The organism is Streptomyces prunicolor NBRC 13075, from assembly GCF_000367365.1.
GTDB classification, from domain to species: Bacteria; Actinomycetota; Actinomycetes; order Streptomycetales; family Streptomycetaceae; genus Streptomyces; species Streptomyces prunicolor.
Window position 1 is genome coordinate 63,234 of sequence record NZ_BARF01000003.1, and the last position, 21,460, is coordinate 84,693.

At 69.5% G+C, this 21,460-nt stretch carries 21 protein-coding genes; 12 read left to right on the plus strand and 9 right to left on the minus strand.

What is annotated here, in order from left to right; genetic code table 11:
- Window positions 1-20 precede the first annotated feature (20 nt).
- Window positions 21-1,172, minus strand: coding sequence for an MFS transporter (locus SPR02S_RS01955; protein WP_019055246.1), 1,152 nt, complete (start codon window positions 1,170-1,172; stop codon window positions 21-23).
- Between the two features lie 127 nt (window positions 1,173-1,299).
- Here SPR02S_RS01955 and SPR02S_RS01960 point away from each other — a divergent pair, with 127 nt between their 5' ends.
- The 3 genes from SPR02S_RS01960 to SPR02S_RS54960 all read left to right on the plus strand — a co-directional run bounded on the left by SPR02S_RS01960 (window position 1,300) and on the right by SPR02S_RS54960 (window position 3,772).
- A complete protein-coding gene (locus SPR02S_RS01960; protein ID WP_019055247.1) occupies window positions 1,300-2,085 on the plus strand; it encodes an AraC family transcriptional regulator in 786 nt (261 codons plus the stop codon).
- 102 nt (window positions 2,086-2,187) lie between these two features.
- A complete protein-coding gene (locus tag SPR02S_RS01965) occupies window positions 2,188-2,604 on the plus strand; it encodes a peptidase inhibitor family I36 protein (protein WP_019055248.1) in 417 nt (138 codons plus the stop codon).
- Window positions 2,605-2,677: 73 nt separating this feature from the next.
- A complete protein-coding gene (locus SPR02S_RS54960; protein WP_019055249.1) occupies window positions 2,678-3,772 on the plus strand; it encodes an AI-2E family transporter in 1,095 nt (364 codons plus the stop codon).
- On the opposite strand, the gene SPR02S_RS01975 is transcribed toward SPR02S_RS54960, so the two are convergent.
- Window positions 3,694-5,886, minus strand: coding sequence for an ATP-binding SpoIIE family protein phosphatase (locus SPR02S_RS01975; protein WP_020684152.1), 2,193 nt, complete (start codon window positions 5,884-5,886; stop codon window positions 3,694-3,696). The two genes, SPR02S_RS54960 and SPR02S_RS01975, sit on opposite strands and share 79 nt — an antisense overlap.
- 165 nt (window positions 5,887-6,051) lie before the next feature.
- Between SPR02S_RS01975 and aspS the strand changes: the two genes are divergently transcribed.
- The 3 genes from aspS to SPR02S_RS01990 all read left to right on the plus strand — a co-directional run bounded on the left by aspS (window position 6,052) and on the right by SPR02S_RS01990 (window position 9,538).
- On the plus strand, window positions 6,052-7,815 hold the full coding sequence (aspS, locus tag SPR02S_RS01980) for an aspartate--tRNA ligase (RefSeq protein WP_019055251.1): 1,764 nt from the start codon (window positions 6,052-6,054) through the stop codon (window positions 7,813-7,815).
- Window positions 7,816-7,996: 181 nt separating this feature from the next.
- Window positions 7,997-8,965, plus strand: coding sequence for an intradiol ring-cleavage dioxygenase (locus tag SPR02S_RS01985; protein ID WP_019055252.1), 969 nt, complete (start codon window positions 7,997-7,999; stop codon window positions 8,963-8,965).
- Window positions 8,966-9,166: 201 nt separating this feature from the next.
- On the plus strand, window positions 9,167-9,538 hold the full coding sequence (locus SPR02S_RS01990; RefSeq protein WP_019055253.1) for a hypothetical protein: 372 nt from the start codon (window positions 9,167-9,169) through the stop codon (window positions 9,536-9,538).
- A gap of 73 nt (window positions 9,539-9,611) precedes the next feature.
- On the opposite strand, the gene SPR02S_RS01995 is transcribed toward SPR02S_RS01990, so the two are convergent.
- Together SPR02S_RS01995 and SPR02S_RS02000 are read right to left on the minus strand one after the other, a co-directional pair.
- Complete coding sequence (locus tag SPR02S_RS01995; protein ID WP_019055254.1) at window positions 9,612-9,860, minus strand: hypothetical protein; 249 nt, start codon at window positions 9,858-9,860, stop codon at window positions 9,612-9,614.
- Between the two features lie 51 nt (window positions 9,861-9,911).
- Window positions 9,912-10,286, minus strand: coding sequence for an ATP-binding protein (locus SPR02S_RS02000; protein ID WP_026150125.1), 375 nt, complete (start codon window positions 10,284-10,286; stop codon window positions 9,912-9,914).
- Window positions 10,287-10,586: 300 nt separating this feature from the next.
- Between SPR02S_RS02000 and SPR02S_RS02005 the strand changes: the two genes are divergently transcribed.
- From SPR02S_RS02005 to SPR02S_RS02025, 5 genes are all read left to right on the plus strand, one after another.
- Window positions 10,587-11,438, plus strand: coding sequence for a helix-turn-helix domain-containing protein (locus SPR02S_RS02005; RefSeq protein ID WP_026150126.1), 852 nt, complete (start codon window positions 10,587-10,589; stop codon window positions 11,436-11,438).
- A 2-nt stretch (window positions 11,439-11,440) separates the two neighbouring features.
- On the plus strand, window positions 11,441-11,620 hold the full coding sequence (locus tag SPR02S_RS59780; protein ID WP_026150127.1) for a DUF397 domain-containing protein: 180 nt from the start codon (window positions 11,441-11,443) through the stop codon (window positions 11,618-11,620).
- A gap of 18 nt (window positions 11,621-11,638) precedes the next feature.
- A complete protein-coding gene (locus SPR02S_RS02015; RefSeq protein ID WP_019055257.1) occupies window positions 11,639-11,821 on the plus strand; it encodes a DUF397 domain-containing protein in 183 nt (60 codons plus the stop codon).
- A 95-nt stretch (window positions 11,822-11,916) separates the two neighbouring features.
- Window positions 11,917-12,927: an intradiol ring-cleavage dioxygenase gene (locus SPR02S_RS02020; protein ID WP_078622786.1), complete on the plus strand. Its 1,011-nt coding sequence runs from the start codon at window positions 11,917-11,919 to the stop codon at window positions 12,925-12,927.
- A gap of 122 nt (window positions 12,928-13,049) precedes the next feature.
- A complete protein-coding gene (locus tag SPR02S_RS02025; protein ID WP_019055259.1) occupies window positions 13,050-14,426 on the plus strand; it encodes a pectate lyase family protein in 1,377 nt (458 codons plus the stop codon).
- A 22-nt stretch (window positions 14,427-14,448) separates the two neighbouring features.
- On the opposite strand, the gene SPR02S_RS02030 is transcribed toward SPR02S_RS02025, so the two are convergent.
- The 3 genes from SPR02S_RS02030 to SPR02S_RS02040 all read right to left on the minus strand — a co-directional run bounded on the left by SPR02S_RS02030 (window position 14,449) and on the right by SPR02S_RS02040 (window position 17,172).
- On the minus strand, window positions 14,449-15,882 hold the full coding sequence (locus SPR02S_RS02030) for an FG-GAP-like repeat-containing protein (RefSeq protein ID WP_043258003.1): 1,434 nt from the start codon (window positions 15,880-15,882) through the stop codon (window positions 14,449-14,451).
- Window positions 15,883-15,998: 116 nt separating this feature from the next.
- Window positions 15,999-16,475 (minus strand): hypothetical protein, encoded by a 477-nt coding sequence (locus tag SPR02S_RS02035; protein ID WP_019055261.1) that lies wholly within the window; start codon window positions 16,473-16,475, stop codon window positions 15,999-16,001.
- Between the two features lie 46 nt (window positions 16,476-16,521).
- A complete protein-coding gene (locus SPR02S_RS02040) occupies window positions 16,522-17,172 on the minus strand; it encodes a TetR/AcrR family transcriptional regulator (RefSeq protein WP_019055262.1) in 651 nt (216 codons plus the stop codon).
- A gap of 142 nt (window positions 17,173-17,314) precedes the next feature.
- On the opposite strand from SPR02S_RS02040, the gene SPR02S_RS02045 reads away from it, so the two are divergent.
- The gene (locus SPR02S_RS02045) at window positions 17,315-18,052 is read left to right on the plus strand and encodes an SDR family NAD(P)-dependent oxidoreductase (RefSeq protein WP_019055263.1); all 738 of its coding nucleotides are present in this window, start codon (window positions 17,315-17,317) and stop codon (window positions 18,050-18,052) included.
- A gap of 18 nt (window positions 18,053-18,070) precedes the next feature.
- Here the strand turns inward: SPR02S_RS02045 and metG (SPR02S_RS02050) are convergent, their stop codons facing one another.
- Both metG (SPR02S_RS02050) and metG (SPR02S_RS02055) read right to left on the minus strand, forming a co-directional pair.
- Entirely contained in the window at window positions 18,071-19,654 is a 1,584-nt protein-coding gene (gene metG, locus SPR02S_RS02050) for a methionine--tRNA ligase (protein ID WP_019055264.1), read from the minus strand.
- Window positions 19,655-19,699: 45 nt separating this feature from the next.
- Window positions 19,700-21,424 carry a methionine--tRNA ligase gene (metG, locus tag SPR02S_RS02055; protein ID WP_019055265.1) on the minus strand — a complete coding sequence of 575 codons (1,725 nt, stop codon included), beginning with the start codon at window positions 21,422-21,424 and terminating at the stop codon, window positions 19,700-19,702.
- Window positions 21,425-21,460: the final 36 nt, after the last annotated feature.

Sequence of the window (21,460 nt, forward strand, 5' to 3'; positions counted from 1 at the left end):
TCACGCGTCTGATCGGAACGTCAAGTGGCGAGGGACGTGTCCTCCGCGGGCGCCACTTCCTCCTGGACCGGTTCGCGCAGGAACGTGGAGAGCAGGATCGCGAGCACCGGCACCGTGGCCAGTACCGCGAGGGCGCCTCGGGGACCGTAGTGCGTCGCGATGAGGCCCAGCAGCGGCATGAACAGTCCGCCCGCGCTCATCGCGAGGCCGAGGGTGACGCCGGCGGCGGTGCCGGGGCGGCTGGGCAGGTAGTCCTGGCCGAGTTTGATGAGGACGGCGAACGGGATGTTCGAGATCAGGCCGACCAGCAGCGCGAGGGGCAGCGCGGCGTATTTGTCGTCGCAGATCAGCATGAGCCACAGGGCGGGCAGCATCGCCGCGTTGCCGATCTGGACGGTGCGCACCATGCCGATGCGGTCCGCCAGCCGTCCGCCGAGCAGCGTGCCGGCCACACCGCCGCCGAGTTCGAGGGTCAGGGCGAGCCCGCCGAGGCTGCTGCTCGCGTCCAGGTGGCGGATCCAGTACAGCGCGATGAAGGTGTTCAGTCCGGTCGAGATGGTGGACCGGACGATCTCGACCGCGGTCAGGGCCGCGAACCGGCCCGGCCGGTCCCTGCCCTGGCGCCGGACCCTCGTGACCGCCGTATCGGATGTGCGGTTGTGGTGGCGCAGCAGGACGAAGCCCATGAGGACGGCGGGTGGGATGAAGAGGGCCGTGGCGCTCATCCCGAGGGTGTCCAGGGCCGGGGTGACCAGTGCCGGGGCGATGAAGAAGCCGACGCTGCCGCCCGCGGCGAAGTAGCTCATCGCGGTGGCGCTGCCCCCGGCCGCACGGCGCGCGTCGCGGCCGGCGGGCGGGTGGAACATCGCGACACCGACGCCCGCCATCAGCAGGAGGGCGAAGACGAGTGGGTAGGAGGGCGTCAGTCCGGACAGGCCCGCCCCGAGACCCGCCAGGCTGACCCCGAGCGGCGACATCCAGTGCAGCCGGAACCGGTCGGCGAGCAGTCCGATCGGCACCTGCGGCAGCGCGCTGCCGAGCGTCGCCGCCAGGGCCAGCCCCGAAGCCTGCACGTAACTGAAGTCGCGCTGGAGCACGAAGTAGGGGACCGCGGCGGGTACGAGGCCCTGGTAGAAGTCGTCGACGGCGTGGGCGCTCGCCCAGATCCGCATCCGACGCCAGGGTCCGGGCGGACCACCCGCCTCACGGGGCGTGTCTGTTTCCTGTTCCTGGATGGTTGTCACGCACTCCACGATGGGCGGGAACAACCCGGGCGCGCTTCCCGTATTCTGCCTATCCATGTCGCAGATCCGCCATGAGTCCGTCGCGCCGACCACCACCCGGTTCCTCGGCGGCGGCGAGACCATCGACCGGCACCGCCACGACGACCACCAGCTGATCTACGTCAGCTCGGGCGTGCTCGCCATCACCACGGAACACGGCTCCTGGATCGCCTCGAACGACCGCGCCGTGTGGATCCCGGCGCACACCTGGCACGAGCACCGCTTCTACGGCCGGAGTCACTTCCACACCGTCGGCTTCCCCGCCTCCGGCAGGACGCCCCTGCTCGACGCCGAACGTCCCACGGTCGTCGCCGTGGACCCTCTGGTGCGCGAACTGCTCATCGCGCTCACCGGCACCACCCGCACCGGCACCGCCCTCACGGGGACCGAGACCCGGCACATCGAGGCGGTGCTGCGCGACCGGCTGCGCCGCGTGACGGCCGAGCCCGTCGCCCTGCCCGCCGCCCGCGACCGACGACTGGCCGACGCCTGCCGCCTCGTAGAAGGGGATCTGCACCAGCCGTGCACCCTCGCCCAGCTCGCCGCCCGCGTGCACACCAGCGAGCGCACCCTCTCCCGCCTCTACCGCGACGAGTTCGGCCTGACCTTCCCGCAGTGGCGCACCCGGGTCCGGATCTTCACCGCGATGGCCATGCTCGCCGAGGGCGCCACCGTCACCGACACCGCCCACGCCTGCGGCTGGGCGACGACCAGCGCCTTCGTCCAGACCTTCGCCCAGACGGCGGGCATCACTCCCGGCACCTACCGCGCGGGCATGGACGGACCGCGGCAGCGGACATAGTGGGTCCTTCGTCCGGGTGACCTGGGACCGGCCGGGGCATGAAGGCCCCGCGCACGGAAAGAGACCGGCTGAAAGTGGACACCGACCGCAAGGAAGTCACCCGTGCGTATCCGCATGAGTCTGGCCGTCGCCATGGCAGCCACCTGTCTCGCCCTGACCGGCGCGGCCAGCCCCTCCCAGGCCCGTACCCCCGGCACCTCGACCTCCACCTCCACCTCCACCGAACAGGCCGCGAGCACAGCGCTGCAGCGCGCGGACGAGAACTGCGGGGCGGGGGAGATCTGCTTCTGGCACGACCGGAACTACTTGGGCACCCCCTGGCGGTGGAGCCCCGCCTCCGGGTACCGCGACATGCCGTCGAACCTGCACGACCACGTGTACTCCTTCAAGGCCAACGCCAACGCCTGCTTCATCGACTGGAGCCCGCAGGAGAAGCGGCCGGTCGTCTCCGGCGACTACGCCAAGGCCTACGACACCAACTTCGGCAAGAGGATCGACGCGGTGGGCCCCACCTGCTGACGTACTGACCTTCCGTCACTCGGGCGGGCCGTCCCCACAGGACGGCCCGCCCGATGCGTGATCGGCTGGGACCGTGCAGCTACTCCCCGTTCCGGTACGGCGGCTCGCCGCCTGGTGTGCCGTCCTGCTGCTCGTGTCAGGGGTCGGCTACGTCGGGATCCGACTCTGCTCCGAGTTGCGGACCGCCGTGACGCCCGTGCTGCTCGCGCTGCTCGGCACCGCGCTGCTCGGGCCGTTGTACCGGCGGCTGGTGAAGGCGCACGTGAACCGGTCGGTGGCCGCCGGGATCACCTGTGTCGCGGTCGTCGCCGTGGTCGGCGGGGCGGTGTACATCGTCGTGGCCGCGCTGATCGACACCGGGGACCAGATCGTGTCCTCGCTCAAGGACGCGGCGAACTCCCTCTCCGACCACTTCGGGGCCGCCGGCACCTCGCTGGACGACCTCGCCTCCAACGCCAAGGAACTGCTCACCAAGTTCGGCGGGACGGCCGCGTCCAACGTCATCAGCGGGGTCAGTGTCGTCGGCGAGTCCATCGCCATGGCCGTACTGGCGCTGCTGCTCGTCTTCTTCTTCCTGCGCGACTCCCACCTGGCCACGGGACTGCTGCGCTCGCTCTCCCCGCACGGCAACGCCGATCTCGTCGAGGCCATGGCCCGCCGTGCCTTCGAGGGCGTCGAGGGCTTCATGCGGGGGACCACCGTCATCGCGCTCATCGACGCCCTCTGCATCGGCATCGGGCTGCTCGTGCTGGACGTGCCGGGGGCGTTCGGGCTGGCCGCGCTCGTCTTCGTCGGCGCCTACATCCCCTACCTCGGCGCCTTCCTCTCCGGTGCCGTCGCCGTGCTGGTCGCGCTCGCCGACCGGGGTGTCGTCATCGGGCTGTGGGCCCTCGGGGTCGTACTCGCCGTGCAGGTGTTGGAGGGACACGTCCTCCAGCCGATGATCCAGAGCCGGACCGTGCAGATGCACCCAGCGGTGGTGATGATCGCGATCACCGCGGGAGCCTCCGTGGCCGGGATCCTCGGCATGCTGCTCGCGGTGCCGTTGACCGCCGCCGCCTTCGGGGTCGTCCACGAACTGCGGGAGCGTTACGCGTCCCAGGACCCGAACTCCGTGACGCCGCCCGGGTCGTCACCGGCCGTGTCCCCGGCGCCGTCGGACTCGTAGAGCTCGAACCAGATGCTCTTGCCCTCGCCCCTCGGGTCCACGCCCCAGGTCTCGGCGAGGAGTTCGATGAGGAGCAACCCCCGCCCGGAGGACGCCAGTTCACCGGGGTGCCGTTTGTGCGGGAGGTCGTCGCCGGCGTCCGTCACCTCGACCCGCATCCGCCGCTCACCCGCGTCGCCGGTCACCTCGGCGGTCAGCAGGGCGTCGGCGTCGGTGTGGACGAGGACGTTGGTGAGCATCTCGGAGACGAGCAGCACCGCCGAGTCGACCTGGTCGGCGCCGGTCCAGTCGTGGAGGAGTTCGCGCAGCTGCTGCCGGGCCACCGCGATCCGCTCGGGTTCGGCCTGCGCGACCGTGAGCACCGTACGGCGGATCTTCGGCGGGACGGTCGTCGTGTCGCCGCAGCCGCAGGCCTCGCCCTCGCGGGACAGCAGGAGTACGGCTATGTCGTCCTCACGGCGGTCCGCGAGCGGGCCGGTGGTGTGGTGCGAGGAAGGGCCGTGGACGGCCTGGACGAGCGCGTCGGCGAGTTCCTCCAGGTCGCCCTTGTGTGCCTCCAGGATCGTCCGGATCCGCTGCCAGCCCGTCTCCAGGTCGTGGCCGCCGGTCTCGATCAGCCCGTCGGTGCACATCAGCATGGTCTCGCCGGGCTCCAGGGCGAGGGTGGTCGTCGGGTAGTCGGCGTCCGGGTCGATGCCGAGCGGCAGTCCGCCCGCCGTGGGCCGCATCAGCACCGTCCCGTCCGCCATGCGTATCGCCGGGTCGGGATGGCCGGCCCGGGCGATCTCCAGGACGCCGGTCGCCGGGTCGGCCTCGACGTACAGGCAGGTCGCGAAGCGCGGGTCGGCCTTCTCCGCATCGCCGTTGGTGATGCCGTGCAGGAAACGGGAGGCGCGGGAGAGGACGGCGTCCGGCCGGTGGCCCTCGGAGGCGTAGGCGCGCAGGGCGATGCGGAGCTGGCCCATCAGCCCGGCGGCGCGCACGTCATGGCCCTGTACGTCACCGATGACGAGGGCGATACGGCCTCCCCCCGAGGGGGTGCCCCCAGGCAGCGGGATCATGTCGTACCAGTCGCCGCCGACCTGGAGCCCGCCGCCGGTCGGGATGTAGCGGGCGGCGACGCTCATGCCCGGGATCTCCGGGCCCAGCGTGGGCAGCATGGAGCGCTGGAGCCCGTCGGTCAGCTCACGCTCGGACTCGGCGACACCGGCGCGGGACAGGGCCTGCGCGAGCATCCGGGCGACTGTGGTGAGGACGGACCGCTCGTCCGGTGTGAAGGCGACCGGGTAGGTGAAGGCGGCCATCCAGGCGCCCATCGTCCGCCCGGCGACCGTCAGCGGCAGGAACGCCCACGACTGCCGGTGGAAGTGCTGGGCCAGCGGCCAGGTGACCGGGTAGCGCTCCTTGTACTGCTCGGGCGTGGACAGATAGACGGCACGGCCCGTCCGTACGACCTCGGCCGCCGGATAGTCGGTCACCATCGACATGTGCGAGAACGGGTCCTCGTCGCCCGGCTGGTGCCCGTGGTGGCCGACGATCGTCAGACGGTCGCCCGATACGCCGAACACGGCGAGGCCGTCCGGTGAGAAGCCCGGCATCGACAGGCCCGCCGCGACCCGCAGCACCTCCGCCGTGGACCGCGCCTCCGCGAGCGCCCGGCCCGCGTCCAGCAGGAACGCCTCGCGGGAGCGCCGCCAGTCACCGGTGACCGCCGTTCGCCCGGCCGGTGTGCCCGGCGTGGGTTCGGCGACCTCCTGGAGGGTGCCGATCAGCTCGAACGACCGCTTCTCGGCGTCGTAGGACGGCTTGGAGCGGCTGCGGACGACGCGGATCACCCGGCCGCGCTCGTCCATGATCCGGATGCGGACCTCGGCGAGGGTGCCCTCGGCGACGGCCAGCCCGATGACCCCCGTGATCTCGTTCCAGTCCACGGGGTGGAGCCGGGCCCGGGTCTGGGCCTCCGTGATGGTGGTCTGTTCGGGGGGCAGCCCGAGCAGCCGTGCGGCCTCGGCGTCCACTGTGACCAGTCCCGAGGCGGTGTCCCAGTGCCACAGACCGGTCGCGAGGGCGGCGAGTACCTCCCCCACGGCGGGCAGGGGCTCACCAGTGCGCATTGACCCACTCTAAGAAGAGGAGATCGAAACCTGCCACCGAGGGAGCCCGGAGTTAATGGTGGGGAGGCGATCTATGGGTGGCCGGTACCCTTGGGACGTCCGGGCTCCGGCCCCGGACGTTTCACGTGAAACACTCCCCGATCCGCGAAGGCTGGATGAACGACGATGCATCGGTACAGGTCCCACACCTGCGGCGAGCTCCGCGCCTCTGACGTCGGCACCGACGTCCGGCTGAGCGGCTGGCTGCACAATCGCCGAGACCTGGGCGGCATCCTCTTCATCGATCTGCGCGATCACTACGGCATCACGCAGCTCGTCGCCCGCCCCGGCACGCCCGCGTACGAGGCCCTCGACAAGGTGACCAAGGAGTCGACGGTCCGTGTCGACGGCAAGGTCGTCTCCCGCGGCACGGACAACGTGAACCCGGATCTGCCGACCGGCGAGGTCGAGGTCGAGGTCGGCGAGGTCGAGCTGCTCGGTGCCGCCGCCCCGCTGCCCTTCACGATCAACACCGAGGACGGGGTCAACGAGGAGCGGCGCCTGGAGTACCGCTTCCTGGACCTGCGCCGCGAGCGCATGCACCGCAACATCATGCTGCGGTCCTCGGTGATCGCCTCGATCCGCTCGAAGATGGTCGCCCTCGGCTTCAACGAGATGGCCACCCCGATCCTCTCCGCGACCTCCCCCGAGGGCGCGCGCGACTTCGTGGTGCCGTCCCGCCTGAACCCGGGCAAGTTCTACGCCCTGCCGCAGGCGCCGCAGCAGTTCAAGCAGCTGCTGATGATCTCCGGCTTCGACCGCTACTTCCAGATCGCGCCCTGCTTCCGCGACGAGGACGCCCGCGCGGACCGCTCGCCGGGCGAGTTCTACCAGCTCGACGTCGAGATGAGCTTCGTGGAGCAGGAAGACGTCTTCCAGCCGATCGAGAAGCTGATGACGGAGCTGTTCGAGGAGTTCGGCGGCGGCCAGCCGGTCACCTCCCCGTTCCCCCGCATCCCGTTCCGCGAGTCGATGGTGAAGTACGGCTCCGACAAGCCGGACCTGCGCGCCAAGCTCGAACTCACCGACATCACCGACGTGTTCGAGGGCTCGGAGTTCAAGGCGTTCGCCGGCCAGCACGTGCGCGCGCTGCCGGTGCCGGACGTGGCGGGGCAGTCCCGCAAGTTCTTCGACCAGCTCGGCGACTTCGCGGTCACCCTCGGCGCGAAGGGCCTGGCCTGGGTCCGCGTGACCGAGGACGGCTCGCTGACGGGCCCGATCGCGAAGTTCCTCACCGAGGAGAACATCGCGGAGCTGACCAAGCGCCTGTCGCTGGCGCCCGGTCACGCGGTGTTCTTCGGCGCGGGCGAGTTCGAAGAGGTCTCGAAGATCATGGGCGCGGTGCGGGTGGAAGCCGCGAAGCGCGCAGGCCACTTCGAAGAGGGCGTCTTCCGCTTCTGCTGGATCGTCGACTTCCCGATGTACGAGAAGGACGAGGAGACCGGGAAGATCGACTTCTCGCACAACCCGTTCTCGATGCCGCAGGGCGGTCTGGAGGCCCTGGAGACCCAGGACCCGCTGGACATCCTGGGCTGGCAGTACGACATCGTCTGCAACGGCGTCGAGCTGTCCTCCGGCGCGATCCGGAACCACGAGCCCGAGATCATGCTCAAGGCCTTCGAGATCGCGGGCTACGACCGTGACACCGTCGAGGAGCAGTTCGCGGGCATGCTGCGCGCGTTCCGCTTCGGCGCCCCGCCGCACGGGGGGATCGCCCCCGGCGTCGACCGCATCGTCATGCTGCTCGCGGAGGAGCCGAACATCCGCGAGACGATCGCGTTCCCGCTCAACGGCAACGCGCAGGACCTGATGATGGGCGCGCCGACGGAGCTGGACGAGACGCGGCTGCGCGAGCTGCACCTGTCGGTGCGGAAGCCGCAGCCGAAGTAGTTCGTTCTGTTCCGGCCGCAGGTTTTCCTGTGGAAGGGGCTCGAAACCGACGACGGTTTCGAGCCCCTTTCGTACGCGCACAGGATTCACAGCGCATTCTCATGTTCATGTCACGTTGAGCGCCCCTAGCGTCCCGGGCATGACGGATTCCCGAGTACCCCCCATGGATTCTCAGCCCCCCATGGATTCTCAGCCCCCCACGGACTCCGAAGTCCCCGAGGACAAGGGACAGTTGGCACGCCGTACGGTCCTGGTGGCCGGCGGTGTCGCCGTGACGGCGGTGGGCGTCGCCGGAGCGCTGTCGGCGAGCGCCTCGGCGCAGGAGAACGCTCCGCGTCCGCACCCGCCGAAACCGACCGCCTCGGGGGAGGCGTGCTACACGCTCACCTCGGAGCTGACCGAGGGCCCGTACTACATCGACGCCGACAAGATCCGCCGCGATGTGACCGAGGACCAGGAGGGCATCCCGCTCACCCTCGACCTCAAGGTGATCGACGCGGACACCTGCAGACCGCTGCGCAACGCGGCCGTGGACATCTGGCACTGCAACGCGGCGGGTATCTACTCGGGCTACGAGTCGAGCGGCGGAGGCGGTGGCGGCCCGGCCCCCACGGGCCCGCCGCCGTCAGGCACCCCGACCGGCACCCCGACGGACGGCCCGCCCGGAGGCGGCGGAGGCCACCAGGGACCGACCGACGACGACCGCTTCCTGCGCGGCACCTGGCACACCGACCGACGCGGCCACGTCACCTTCAAGACGGTCTTCCCCGGCTGGTACCAGGGCCGTTGTGTCCACATCCACGTCAAGGTCCACGTCGACGGCGAGTGGACGGACGCGGGCTACGAGGGCGGCCACACCTGCTTCACGGGCCAGCTGTTCTTCGACGAGAAGTCGGTCCTGGCGTCGGCGGTCCTGGAGCCGTACGTCTCCAACACGGCGACCCGCACGACGCTCACCGAGGACGGTATCTACCCCCAGAACGGCCACGAGGGCGGCCTGCTCTACCTCAAGTACGACCGGCGGCACATCGGGCGGGGCGTGCACGGGCATCTGACGCTGGGGGTGGCGCCGGACGAGACGAACGACGGGGAGGGCGGGGGCGGTCCGGGCCCGTCGGCTTCGGCTTCGCCGTCGGCGACGGCAAGCTGACGGACGCACCGACGCGCTCGGATTGACACTGACTGACACCGACTCGCGCCGACCTCGTACGTCCCACCGGCCCCCCGCCATGGAAACCTCGCAGCGGACACACAGGAATATCGATGTGCCTGCACAGAGGCAGGGCGTGTCATGGACGTACGAGGTCGGACCGCCCGGCCCCGTGGACCATGGGAACGCCGGGAGGAAGCGATGGGATACATCGTGCTCGCACTGCTGTTGATCGTCGGGGCGGCGTTCGCCGTCGCCCTCCTGCGGCGCTCGCAGGGGGCGCGGGGCCAGTCCGACCTGTCCGACCTGGACGCGGAGGTCGAGGCCAGCGGCTGGGTACTGCGACTCGGCGCGAGCCTGTCGGTCCCCGAGGCGAGGATCTGGGCGGGGGCCGGCGAAACGGCGACCCGAGCGCTGACGGATGCCGCCGAGTGCCACCGCGCGGCCGGCGCTCAGCTCGCCGCGGCCCACACGGCGGACGAGTACGCCGAGGCGACCCGGGTGGCCAAGGAGGGCCTCGCCCATATCGCTACGGCGCGGGCGGCGCTGGGCGTGGCCGCCGTAGCGGCGTAAGAGTCCAGCGAGTTGCTACGGCGCTGCCACCAGCGGTGTCTTACGTACGGCCCGCCCGGTCGGCCTTGAGGCGTCAGGCCTGGTCGGTGCCGGACTGGGGCTGGGGTGCCTCGGGGCTCTCGACGAACAGGTCTTCCGCCGTGGAGGCGGTCAGGGAACGGTCGAACCAGAGGGTGAGGGTGTCGAGGTCGGTGCAGGAGGTGACGCGTTCCCGGATGTCGTCGGGGACGTCGATGCCGCGCTTCTCCAGCACACGCAGGGTGAACGCGGCGCGATTCTCGATTCTGCCCTCGGCGTGGCCTTCGAGGTAGGCCTTCTCCATGATTCCACTCCGGATTTCCGGCTGGTTCGGGGACGTTCGGCGTGTGAACATTCAGGCGGCCGTGGTCAGTTCGCACCAGACGTACTTGCCCTTGCTGCCGTTTCTGGACAGCGGCTGCCAGCCCCACAGATCCGCGCAGGCCCTGACCAGGCCCAGACCTCGGCCCTCCTCCAGGTCCAGGTGCTTGGCCAACTCCCTTGGGGGTTCCGGGGGTTCGGGGTTCGCGTCCCAGGCTCCGATGCGGAGGGTGCCGGGTTTCCAGGAGACCCGCAGGATCACGGGGCCTTTCGTGTGGCGTACGGCGTTGCCCACCAGCTCCGTTGCGAGGAGTTCGGCGGTGTCGACGAGGCCGATCAGTCCGTGCATCGTCAGGATCAGGCGGAGGGTGCGGCGGCAGACAGTGACGGCGCGGAGGTCGTGGGGGATGGTGAGGGTGTATTCCCAGGGGGTGGCCGGGGCGGCTGTTTTTCGGTTTCGGGCATGCGTGACTCCTGGTCAGGGAGGGGGAGTTGGCGTGTGCTGCGGGTTGGCGGGCGGTGGCTTGTCGCGGCCGGCATGGCAGGGCGGGGCGGTGCGCTTCCGGGGTCCCGGTGTTCCGCAGGGTGTGCGTCGCGTCACTGACGGTAGAGGAGAGTTTTCTCCTCACGCAAGCTGTTCGCGTAACCTGGCACCCGAACGAGGGCTCCAACAGGGCCTGTGAGCAGTGCGGTTGAGGGGATGAGCAGGATGGCGCCGAGAAGTCAGCCCACCGCTCGACAGGTGCGACTGGGGACTGAGCTGCGCAAGTTGCGGGTCTCCGCAGGGATGTCGGCCCGCGAGGTGGTGGGGATCCTGTCGTCGACCTCGGCGCAGATGAGCCAGGTGGAGGCCGGCCTGTCGGGAGTCAGCGAAGAGCGTCTACGCAGGCTCGCGGCAATCTACGGATGTGGAGACGAGGCGCTGATCGAAGCGCTGGTGGAGATGGCGACGGATCGTACGCGTGGCTGGTGGGAGGAGTACCGGGACGTACTCCCGCCCGAGTTCCTCGATCTGGCGGAGCTGGAGAACCACGCGCGTTTCATCCAGGTGATCGCGACCGCCCATGTGCCGGGGCTGCTGCAGACCGAAGAGTACGCACGAGCTGTGTTCGGGTACTGGGTTCCGCCGCTCCCGGACAGCGAGCTGGAGCTTTGGGTCGCGTATCGCATGCGTCGCCAACAGCTCCTCTCGCGAGACAGCGCGGTTCCGTACGAGGCGGTGCTACATGAGTCCGTACTGCGTACTCGTGTCGCGGACCGGCGGGTGGCTCGCGCCCAACTCGACGAGTTGGTACGTCAGTCGGAGCGTCCCAGTGTCTCGGTGAGGGTGATTCCCTTTGATGTAGACGGCTTCGCCGGGGCAAGCTCGTCGTTGGTGTATGCGGGTGGCCGGGTGCCGATGTTGGACACTGTGCAGCGGGACACCCCGTATGGCTCCGCCTTCCTGGATGCCGCCGCCCAGCTCCACGACATGCGAACGCTCTTCCGTAAGGTTGAAGAAGCGTCCCTTGACCCCATCAGATCGCGGGACTTCATCCACCGTCTGTCGAAGGAGCTGTAGACGTGATCCAGTGGCAGAAGTCCACATATTCCGGTGGCGCGGCGGGCAACGAGTGTGTGGAACTTGCCCACAGTGAAGGTGAGTTGCTTCTCAGGGAGAGTGACGACCCTGCCCGGATACTCCCCGTGACCTCCATCGGGCTTGCCGGACTTCTGCGTCATCTCGGAGCCAACCCGCGGTAGCGGAAGGAGCTTTGCGCCGTGGTCCAGTGGCAGAAATCCGGCTTCTCCAACGGGAACGACGGAGCCAACTGCATCGAACTCGCCTGCACGCGAACCGAGTTGCTCCTCCGGGAAAGCGAGGCCCCCACCCGAACACTCCCCCTCACCCCCACCACCCTCGCCGCCCTACTCCACCGCATACGCGAGCAGCGCACCCTCTGACCGGCGACCGCCCAGACGGACGGCGACTTCAGAATTCATGGGAACCCACAGTCCACACCCATGCTTCTTACAGGCCTCTTACCTACCGTCCGGGCATGACGGGAAACGAAACAACCAACGAGTCGCCGGAACAACCGCGTAGCCAATCCCCCGCGCACAAACGGGACTTGACCCGGCGCAAGGTCGTCGTCGCGGGTGGAGCCGCCGTCGCCGCGGTGGGTGTGGGCGGAGGGCTCGCCGCGAGTGCGTTCGCGGACGGGGCGACCCCCACCGTGGCCGGGAAGAGCACGGCGAGTGCCGGCGAGGCGTGTTACACGCTCACCTCGGAGACCACCGAGGGGCCGTACTACATCGACGCCGACAAGATCCGGCAGGACATCACCGAGGACGAGGAGGGCATTCCCATGACCCTCACCCTCAAGGTGATCGACGCGGAGACCTGCAAGCCGCTCAGGAACGCGGCCGTCGACATCTGGCACTGCAGCGCGCTCGGCATCTACTCCGGCTACGAGGCGATGGGCAGCGGCGGGGCCGGAGGCGGCGGCGCTCCCACCGACGCGCCCTCGGGCACGCCGACCGACACACCGTCCGGCACCCCCACCGGCGAACCTCCGTCCGGCGCCCCCTCCGGCGGAACCGGTGGTGGTCACTCCGAACCGACCGACGACGAGCGGTATCTGCGCGGCACCTGGAAGACCGACAAGCGCGGCTACGTCACCTTCAAGACGGTGTTCCCGGGGTGGTACCAGGGCCGTTGCGTCCACATCCACGTCAAGGTGCACGTGGACGGAGAGTGGACGGACGCGGGTTACGAGGGCGGCCATACCTGCCACACGGGCCAGCTCTTCTTCGACGAGAAGTCCGTGCTCGCGTCGGCGACGGTCGAGCCGTACTCCACCAACACCACCACCCGCACCACCCTCACCGAGGACACGATCTACCCGCAGAACGGCCACGAAGGCGGCCTGCTCTACATCGAGTACGACAAGAAGCGCATCGCCAAGGGGGTTCGCGCCCACCTGACGATGGGCGTCGCCCCGGACGAGACCAACGACAGCACGGACACCCAGCCGAGCGCGTCGGCGTCGGCATCCGCGTCCTCGTGAGCGATCGGCCGTAGGCAGTAACTGTGCGCAGGATCAAGAAAGTTGGCGGCTCGCGGCAACCTTCTTGATCCTGACGGCCACTGAGGAGTCGTAACCCCCTCATCGCACCGAAGGACTCCCCCGTGGCCGCCACCGCTTCACCTGCCCCCGTCCCCTCCCACCGCCGCTCCCTCCGCAAGCGCCGCACGATCGTCGTCACGGCCGCCGTAGCCGCCGCGGGCGTCGGTGCGGGCTTTCTCGTGCTGAACGCGAACGCCGCCAGTACCACCGCGACCGTCGACCTGTACCACCAGGCGCTTGCCGCCAAGGACGGTTGGGCGTCCTCCGGGACCGGTACCACCGGCGGCGCGAAGGCCGATGCCGCGCACACCTTCACCGTCAGCACCCGCGCCCAGCTCGTGAAGGCGCTCGGGTCCGCCAGTGACACCACCCCGCGGATCGTCAAGATCAAGGGCACGATCGACGCCAACACCGATGACTCGGGGAAGAAGCTGACCTGCGCCGACTACTCGGCGGGGACCGGGTATTCGCTGGCCGCGTACCTCAAGGCCTTCGGCCCCTCCACCTACGGCCGCTCCAAGCTGCCCTCCGGTACACAGGAGAAGGCGCGGGCCGCCGCGCAGGTCAAGCAGGCGAAGAACATCGTGTTCAAGGTGCCGGCCAACACGACCGTCGTGGGCGTGCCCGGCACCAAGGCCGGGATCACCGGCGGCATGCTCCAGGTGCAGGGCGTGGACAACGTCATCGTGCGGAACCTGACCTTCGCCGCCACCCAGGACTGCTTCCCGCAGTGGGACCCGACGGACGGGGACAGCGGCAACTGGAACTCGCAGTACGACGCCGTGACCCTGCGCGGTGCCACGCATGTCTGGGCGGACCACAACACGTTCACCGACGCGCCCGGCCTCGACACCTCCGACCCGACCTACTACGGGCGCCAGTACCAGATCCACGACGGCGACCTAGACATCACCAGGGGCTCGGACCTGGTGACCGTCGAGCGCAACCAGTTCACCAACCACGACAAGACGATGCTCATCGGCAGCAGCGACACCGACAGCGTCGGCAAGCTGCGCGTCTCCATCCACCACAACGTGTGGAAGGGCATCGTGCAGCGGGCTCCGCTGGCCCGGATCGGGCAGATTCACATCTACAACAACTACTACGACACGACCGCCCTCAACGGTTACACGCTCCTCTACAGCGTCAACTCCCGTGCCAAGGCCCAGGTCGTCGTCCAGAACAACTACTGGAAGGTGTCCGCGAGCCAGAAGCTCGGCAAGCTGTTCAGCGGTGACGGGACCGGGTCCATCGCCGGCGGCGGCAACCTCGTCAACGGCACCGCCACCGACCTCGTCGCCGCCTACAACGCCGCCAACTCCAAGAAGCTGAAGACCACCGTGAACTGGACCCCGACCCTCACGGCCGGTCTGGAGACCTCCGCCAAGAACCTGCCGACGGAACTCGCCACCACGACCGGGGGCGGGGTGCTCAACTAGCCCGAGGCGAACGGAAGTTGCCTCAGATCAGCCAGAGCAGCCCGTCCCCGCCCAGGGCCGTGTCGCTCTTCTGGGTGAGGCCGACCGCAGGTCCGGTGAACAGCTTGGTGCCCGTGGCCGTCGGACGGGAGGTGCCGCCGGGGAAGACCCAGACGGCGCCGGTGGCGTTGTTCTCGTAGGCCGCGCTCACGAACAGCTCGGGCTTTCCGTCCTTGTCGACGTCCCCGACCGAGACCGTCGTACCGAAGAAGTCGTCGGTCTCGGAGGCGCCGGGGACGCCGGCCGTGTCCTGGGAGAAGGAGTACGAGCCGCTGCCGAGGGCGCCCGTGCGACGGCCCGGGATCACCGTCACGTTTCCGGCCCGGCTCTTGCCGGCGAGACTTTCGGAGGGGGCGCCTACGACGATGTCGGCGAGCCCGTCCCGGTTGAGGTCCGCCACGGCCAGGGCACCGCCGAACTCGTCCTCCTTCTCGCTCGCGCCGGGCACCCCGGCGGTGTCCTGGGTGACTTGTACGGGCTCGGTGCTCGCCGCGATGCCCTTCGCCGTGCCGTAGTAGACCAGGACGCGTCCGCCCAACGCGCCGTCCACACCTGCGACATCGGGCTCCCAGGGGTCGCCGACGACGAGGTCGGCGTACCCGTCGCCGTTGACGTCGCCCGAGGCGGCGATGAGACCGTTGCCCCGCTTCGGCTTCATGACGGTGGTGGCCGGGTCGACGTAGACCTCGCCACCGCTCAGGTCGCTGAGGCCCTGGGTGGCGACGGCCAGGTCGAGCACGGTGTCGCCGTCGAAGTCGCCGAGCGCGACGCTCGCCGGAGAGGCGGTGTTCTGGTCGGGTACGGCCGAACCGTAGGTGCCGGTGCGGCTGAACGGTCCCTTGAAGACCAGGGAGTCCGATCCGGCGACCGCGACCTGCGTCCTGCTGCCCGCGCCGATGCTCAGAGCGGCCAGGTCGGTGCCGTACCGCTCCAGGTAGTCCGACGGCGCCGGCAGGTCGGTGCCCGTCGTCAGCCCGCTCCTGCCGCCCCACAACACGGTGACCAGGCCCGCGTCCGTGCCGCGGGTCGTGTCCTCGTACGGTGCGGAGACCACGAGGTCCGCGTAGCCGTCCCGGTTGAGGTCGGCCGTCGCGGTGGCGGAGCCGAACCCGTCACCCGCCTCGGCGGTGCCCGGTACTCCGGCGGTGTTCTGGGTGATCGTCTTGCGGTGGGCGGCCGAGATCCCCGACTTCGAGCCGTACAGGACGACGACCGCGCCCGCCCCTTCCTTGCCGGCCACGTTCGCGCCGGGCGCGGGCAGGACGGCGTCGCGGTACCCGTCGCCGTTGAAGTCGCCAGGCACCGCTCCGTGGACCGCGAACGCGGGCGCCGCGGGCAGCAGCGAGCCGCCGGCCAGCACCGCGGCCACCGTCGCGACGGCTCTCCATCTGCCCCTGGACGTCCGTGACTTGAGCATGCGAGTCCCCTCCCACCCCGGGCGCATCCCCTGTGCGCCGACAACTGACGCGCAGTGTAAAGGCCCTGGCTGTGCGGGAGTTGGACACTCAACGGTAGGTACTCAGGAGCAGGTGCTCAGCTGTCGTACGTGCCGTCCCACGGCGGGCCGAAAGCGTGCCGGTCCGGGTACAGCTCCGCCCAGCTGCCGTCCTCGTCCTGCTCGATCAGCAGGCCGAACAGGACGCCGTCGACGGTGCGTTGGAAGGGGCGGATCGCGATGTCGGTGTAGCTGCGGCGGGGGAGGGCGCGGAGCAGTTTCGCCAGGTGGATGCGGGCCTGCGAGAGGACCGAACCGTCGCCGTGCGGGGCGCGTTGCTGCTCGGCCCAGGTGCCGGCGCACCAGATCTCCGAGTCGCGGTAGCGGCCCGCGGCATCGAAGGTGTGCAGCACCGTGTAGAGACGTTTCTGCTCTTCCCAGCCGTCGTCGGGACGGAAGCCTTGGGGGAACGCGTAGGTGACCGACGCCAGGAACTGGCCGTCCGCGTAGCGGCCGACGGCGCCGCTGCGTTGATTCGGCTCGTAGGCGATCGGAATGACCTCGGGGACTGCCATGGCGGAACCTTACGGGTTGGCGCGAACACGTCTACGACGGGGTCGGTCAGCGAGACCGCGTGACCTCGCCGGGTTGCCCCTGAGGCAAGGGTGGCACCTCGATCGGGTGGGCGGCGCCGGTCCGCAGTCCGTCGAGGAAGAACGCCAGGCAGCGGCGCCAGGCGTCGGGCGCGGTCTCCATCGACTCCCGGATCACCTGGGACATCGCCCAGCTCAGGGTGACGAGGTCCGCCGCCTCGAAATCGGGGCGCAACTGCCCGCTGTCCCGGGCCCGTTGGATGAGCAGCTCCGCGTGCCGGAAACCCCGGTTGCAGGCCTGTTCGACCTCACCCGCCGCCCGGAACCGTTGCGCCACCGCGTCGTTGAGACCCTGGTCCTCGGCCTGGAGCGCGAACAGCCCCTCCAGGTACGCGACGAAACCGTCCCAGGCGTCCGGGGCCGCCAGCGCCGTCTCGGTGAGCTGCTCCAACGCCGCCAGCCGCGCCGGGAAGATCGCCTCCCAGAACGCCTCCCGGCTCGGGAAGTGGTTGTACAGCGTGCCGATGCTGACCCCGGCCCGCCGGGCGATCTCCTCCAGCGGCGCGTCCAGACCGCGCTCACCGAACAACTCCGTTGCGGCGGCGAGCAGTTTGGCGCGGTTGCGCGCGGCGTCGGCCCGCAGGGGTTTGGGAGCGGGCGGGGGATCGGGCTGGTGCATGACGTCATCATACGGAACTTGAGATGGGCCTCAGGTTCCGTGCTACGGTCGGAGAAGTAAGTTGAGGCATGCCTCAATTTAACGCCTCAGGTCAATGCCTCAGGTCAGCCGTGTCCGTGAAACCGCCCCGGAAGGCTCCGTCATGCCCGCAGCGCAGCAGCCCAAGATCGCCGTCGTCCTCGGGGTAGGCCCCGGCCTCGGCATGTCCGTCGCCCACCGCTTCGGCCGCGAGGGATACACGGTGGCCGTGGTGTCCCGCAGCGACACCCGGCACACCGACTACGTCGCGTCACTCGCCGCGGCGGGCGTCGAGGCCGTGTCCTACGTCGCCGATGTGCGCGACACCAAGCAGCTCGGCTCGGTACTCGACACCGTCGCCGAGCGGTACGGCCGTATCGACCTCGTCTACTACGGCCCGGGCGCCCTCGACCTCGACGAGAGCCGCCCCAAGTCGATCACCGAGACCGACTCCGCCGGCGTCCAGGAGGCGATGAGCTGGATGTATCCCGCCGTCGACGTGGTGGGCAGGGTGCTGCCCGGCATGGTCGAGCGCGGTGGCGGCGCGTTCGTGTTCGCGGGCGGGCTCAGTGCCGTGGTGCCGATGCCCACGCTCGGCGCGCTCGCCGTCTCGTCGGCCGCCCTGCGCAACTACGCCCTGACCCTCAACGCCGCGCTGGCAGACACCGGGGTCTACGCCGGCAACCTGGTCATCGGCGGACTCATCGAGCGGGGTGACATCCACCAGCTGATCACGTCGAACCCCGGGCAGTTCGGGAACGTCGGCGACCGGACCCTCGACCCGGACGAAATCGCCGACGGCGCCTGGGAGTTGGTGGCACGGCGGGACCGGGCGGAGGACACGTTCAGCGTGCTCGGCTAGGAGTCGGCCAGGAGTCGGTTAGGAGTCCGTACGGTCGTCGAGGCGCGGGAAGAGCACCGCGCCCTTCGTCACCGGGGAGCCGGGCGGAAGCGCACCCCACGCGGAGGCGTCCCGGACCCGCTGGTCCCGCAGCGGGCCCAGGGACGTCGAGGCGCCGAGGGAGTCCCACAGACGGTGCGACGTCTCCGGCATGACCGGTTCCAGGAGGATCGCGATCGCGCGGAGGGAGTCCGCGGCCGTGTAGAGGATCGTCGCCAGGCGGGTGCGGGCCTCGGGGGAGTCCGACTTGGCGACCTTCCAGGGTTCCTGGTCGGTCAGATAGCCGTTGACCTGCCGGACGAAGTCGAAGACGGCCAGGATGCCGCCCTGGAAGTCGAGTTGGTCGCCGATACGGTGGTCCGCCTCCGAAGCCGCCCTGAGAAGGGCTGACTTGAGTGAGCGCTCGGCCTCGGTCTCCTCCCCCGGCGCGGGCAGGCAGCCCTCGAAGTACCTGGCCGTCATCGCGGTCACCCGGGAGGCCAAGTTGCCGTAGCCGTTGGCGAGTTCGCTGGTGTAGCGGGCGGTGAAGTCCTCCCAGGAGAAGGAACCGTCCTGGCCGAAGGCGATCGCGCGCAGGAAGTACCAGCGGTAGGCGTCGACGCCGAAGTGCGCGGTGAGGGTCTCGGGGCTGATGCCGGTCAGGTTCGACTTGGACATCTTCTCGCCGCCGACCAACAGCCAGCCGTTGGCGGCGATCCGGCCCGGCAGCGGCAGGCCGTTGGCCATGAGCATCGCCGGCCAGATGACGGCATGGAAGCGGAGAATGTCCTTGCCGACCAGGTGGACGTCGGCGGGGAAGGTCGCCTCGAACTTCTCGGGGTTCTCGTTGTAGCCCACGGCGGTCGCGTAGTTGAGAAGCGCGTCGACCCAGACGTAGATGACATGCGAGGTGTCCCAGGGGACCTTGACGCCCCAGTCGAAGGTCGAGCGGGAGATCGACAGGTCCTGGAGGCCCTGGCGGACGAAGTTCACGACCTCGTTGCGGGCCGAGGCGGGCTGGATGAAGTCGGGGTGGGCGTCGTAGTGGGCGAGGAGACGGTCGCCGTACTCGCTCAGCTTGAAGAAGTAGTTCTCCTCCTTGAGGAGTTCCACCGGGCGTCGGTGGATGGCGCACAGCGGGGTCCCGCTGCCGTCCTCCGCCTCGATCAGCTCGCCCGGGAGTTTGTACTCCTCGCAGTACACGCAGTACGGGCCCTCGTAACCGCCCTTGTAGATCTCGCCCTTGTCGTACAGGTCCTGCACGAACTCCTGGACGCGGTCGGTGTGGCGGCGCTCGGTGGTGCGGATGAAGTCGTCGTGGGAGATGGCGAGATGGGCCCAGAGGGGTTTCCAGGACTCCTCGACCAGGCGGTCCGCCCACTCCTGCGGGGGCACGCCGTTCGCCTCCGCCGTGCGCAGGATCTTCTGGCCGTGCTCGTCCGTGCCGGTGAGGAACCAGACCTCCTCACCGCGCCGGCGGTGCCAGCGGGCGAGGACGTCGGCGGCGACGGTGGTGTAGGCGTGGCCCAGGTGGGGGGCGTCGTTGACGTAGTAGATGGGGGTGGTGACGTAGTAGTACGTCATCGGGTCATCTCCGGTCTGCGCGGCGGCGCCCCTTTTGCCATCGGGTCAGGCCTGGTCTCCGCCGAAGCGCTCCTTGTACGTCTCCAGGTCCTCGTCCGTGAGCTTCGCGAAGAGGACCGGGGGGACGGTGAAGGGGGTGCCGGCGGGGACGGCGGTCAGGGCGCGGGCCTCGTCGGCGGAGACCCAGGTCGCCGTGTCGGACGTAAGAGAGAAGGCGGCGCGCATGGCCGCGGCCGACGACGGGATGAAGGGTTCCGAGACCACCGCGTAGAGGTGGATCAGGTTCATCGCGGTGCGCAGGGTGAGGGCCGCGGCCTCCGGGTCGGTCTTGATCTCCAGCCAGGGGGCCTTCTCCTCCAGGTAGGAGTTGCCCGCCGACCACAGGGCGCGCAGCGCCGCCGCGGCCTTGCGGAACTGGAGGGACTCCATCTGGGTCTCGTACTCGGCGAGGAGTCCCGCGATCTCCTCGCCCAGCTTCGTCTCCGGGGCGCCCGCCGCCTTGCCTGCCGGGACCTCGTCGCCGAAGCGCTTCTTCGAGAAGGAGAGGACGCGGTTGACGAAGTTGCCCAGGGTGTCGGCCAGGTCCTTGTTCACCGTGGCGGTGAAGTGCTCCCAGGTGAAGGACGAGTCGTCCGACTCGGGGGCGTTGGCGATCAGGAAGTAGCGCCAGTAGTCCGCCGGGAGGATGTCCAGGGCCTGGTCGGTGAAGACGCCGCGCTTCTGGGACGTGGAGAACTTACCGCCGTAGTACGTCAGCCAGTTGAAGGCCTTGACGTAGTCGACCTTCTTCCAGGGCTCGCGGATGCCGAGTTGTGTGGCCGGGAACATCACCGTGTGGAACGGGACGTTGTCCTTCGCCATGAACTCCGTGTAGCGGACGGGGTTTTCGCCGAGGTCCGACTCGTACCACCAGGACTTCCAGTTCCTGTTCTCCGGGTCCGCGTCCGACCATTCCTTTGTCGCGCCGATGTACTCGATCGGGGCGTCGAACCAGACGTAGAAGACCTTGCCCTCCGCGGCCAGCTCCGGCCAGGTGTCGGCGGGGACCGGGATGCCCCAGTCCAGGTCGCGGGTGATCGCGCGGTCGTGCAGGCCCTCGGTCAGCCACTTGCGGGCGATGGAGGAGGCGAGCTGCGGCCACTCCTCCTCGTGGGCGGCGACCCACTCCTCGACCTCGTGCTGGAGCTTCGACTGGAGGAGGAAGAGGTGCTTGGTCTCCCTGACCTCCAGGTCCGTGGATCCCGAGATCGCGGACCTGGGGTTGATGAGGTCCGTGGGGTCCAGGACTCGGGTGCAGTTCTCGCACTGGTCGCCGCGGGCCTTGTCGTAGCCGCAGTGGGGGCAGGTGCCCTCGACGTAGCGGTCCGGGAGGAAGCGGCCGTCGGTGGGCGAGTACACCTGGCGGATGGCGCGCTCTTCGATGAAGCCGTTCTCGTTCAGGCGGCGGGCGAAGTGCTGGGTGATCTCCCTGTTCTGGGGGGAGGAGCTGCGGCCGAAGTAGTCGAAGGCGAGCGCGAAGCCGTCGTAGACCGCCTTCTGCGCGTCGTGCGCCTGGGCGCAGAACTCCGCTACGGGGAGGCCCTGCTCCTTCGCGGCCAGCTCGGCCGGGGTGCCGTGTTCGTCCGTCGCGCAGATGTAGAGGACGTCGTGGCCGCGCTGGCGGAGGTAGCGGGAGTACACGTCCGCCGGGAGCATGGACCCCACCATGTTGCCCAGGTGCTTGATTCCGTTGATGTACGGAAGGGCGCTGGTGATGAGGTGTCGAGCCATCGGGGGGCTGCTCCCAGGTCGGTCTGGCTGGTGCGT

Coding starts and splice junctions, on each gene's coding strand:
- SPR02S_RS01955 (WP_019055246.1), bottom strand. CDS start 1,172: ATGCGGATCTGGGCGAGCGCCCACGCCGTCGACGACTTCTACCAGGGC.
- SPR02S_RS01960 (WP_019055247.1), top strand. CDS start 1,300: ATGTCGCAGATCCGCCATGAGTCCGTCGCGCCGACCACCACCCGGTTC.
- SPR02S_RS01975 (WP_020684152.1), bottom strand. CDS start 5,886: ATGCGCACTGGTGAGCCCCTGCCCGCCGTGGGGGAGGTACTCGCCGCC.
- aspS (WP_019055251.1), top strand. CDS start 6,052: ATGCATCGGTACAGGTCCCACACCTGCGGCGAGCTCCGCGCCTCTGAC.
- SPR02S_RS01985 (WP_019055252.1), top strand. CDS start 7,997: ATGGATTCTCAGCCCCCCACGGACTCCGAAGTCCCCGAGGACAAGGGA.
- SPR02S_RS01990 (WP_019055253.1), top strand. CDS start 9,167: ATGGGATACATCGTGCTCGCACTGCTGTTGATCGTCGGGGCGGCGTTC.
- SPR02S_RS01995 (WP_019055254.1), bottom strand. CDS start 9,860: ATGGAGAAGGCCTACCTCGAAGGCCACGCCGAGGGCAGAATCGAGAAT.
- SPR02S_RS02005 (WP_026150126.1), top strand. CDS start 10,587: ATGGCGCCGAGAAGTCAGCCCACCGCTCGACAGGTGCGACTGGGGACT.
- SPR02S_RS02020 (WP_078622786.1), top strand. CDS start 11,917: ATGACGGGAAACGAAACAACCAACGAGTCGCCGGAACAACCGCGTAGC.
- SPR02S_RS02030 (WP_043258003.1), bottom strand. CDS start 15,882: ATGCTCAAGTCACGGACGTCCAGGGGCAGATGGAGAGCCGTCGCGACG.
- SPR02S_RS02035 (WP_019055261.1), bottom strand. CDS start 16,475: ATGGCAGTCCCCGAGGTCATTCCGATCGCCTACGAGCCGAATCAACGC.
- SPR02S_RS02040 (WP_019055262.1), bottom strand. CDS start 17,172: ATGCACCAGCCCGATCCCCCGCCCGCTCCCAAACCCCTGCGGGCCGAC.
- SPR02S_RS02045 (WP_019055263.1), top strand. CDS start 17,315: ATGCCCGCAGCGCAGCAGCCCAAGATCGCCGTCGTCCTCGGGGTAGGC.
- metG (WP_019055264.1), bottom strand. CDS start 19,654: ATGACGTACTACTACGTCACCACCCCCATCTACTACGTCAACGACGCC.
- metG (WP_019055265.1), bottom strand. CDS start 21,424: ATGGCTCGACACCTCATCACCAGCGCCCTTCCGTACATCAACGGAATC.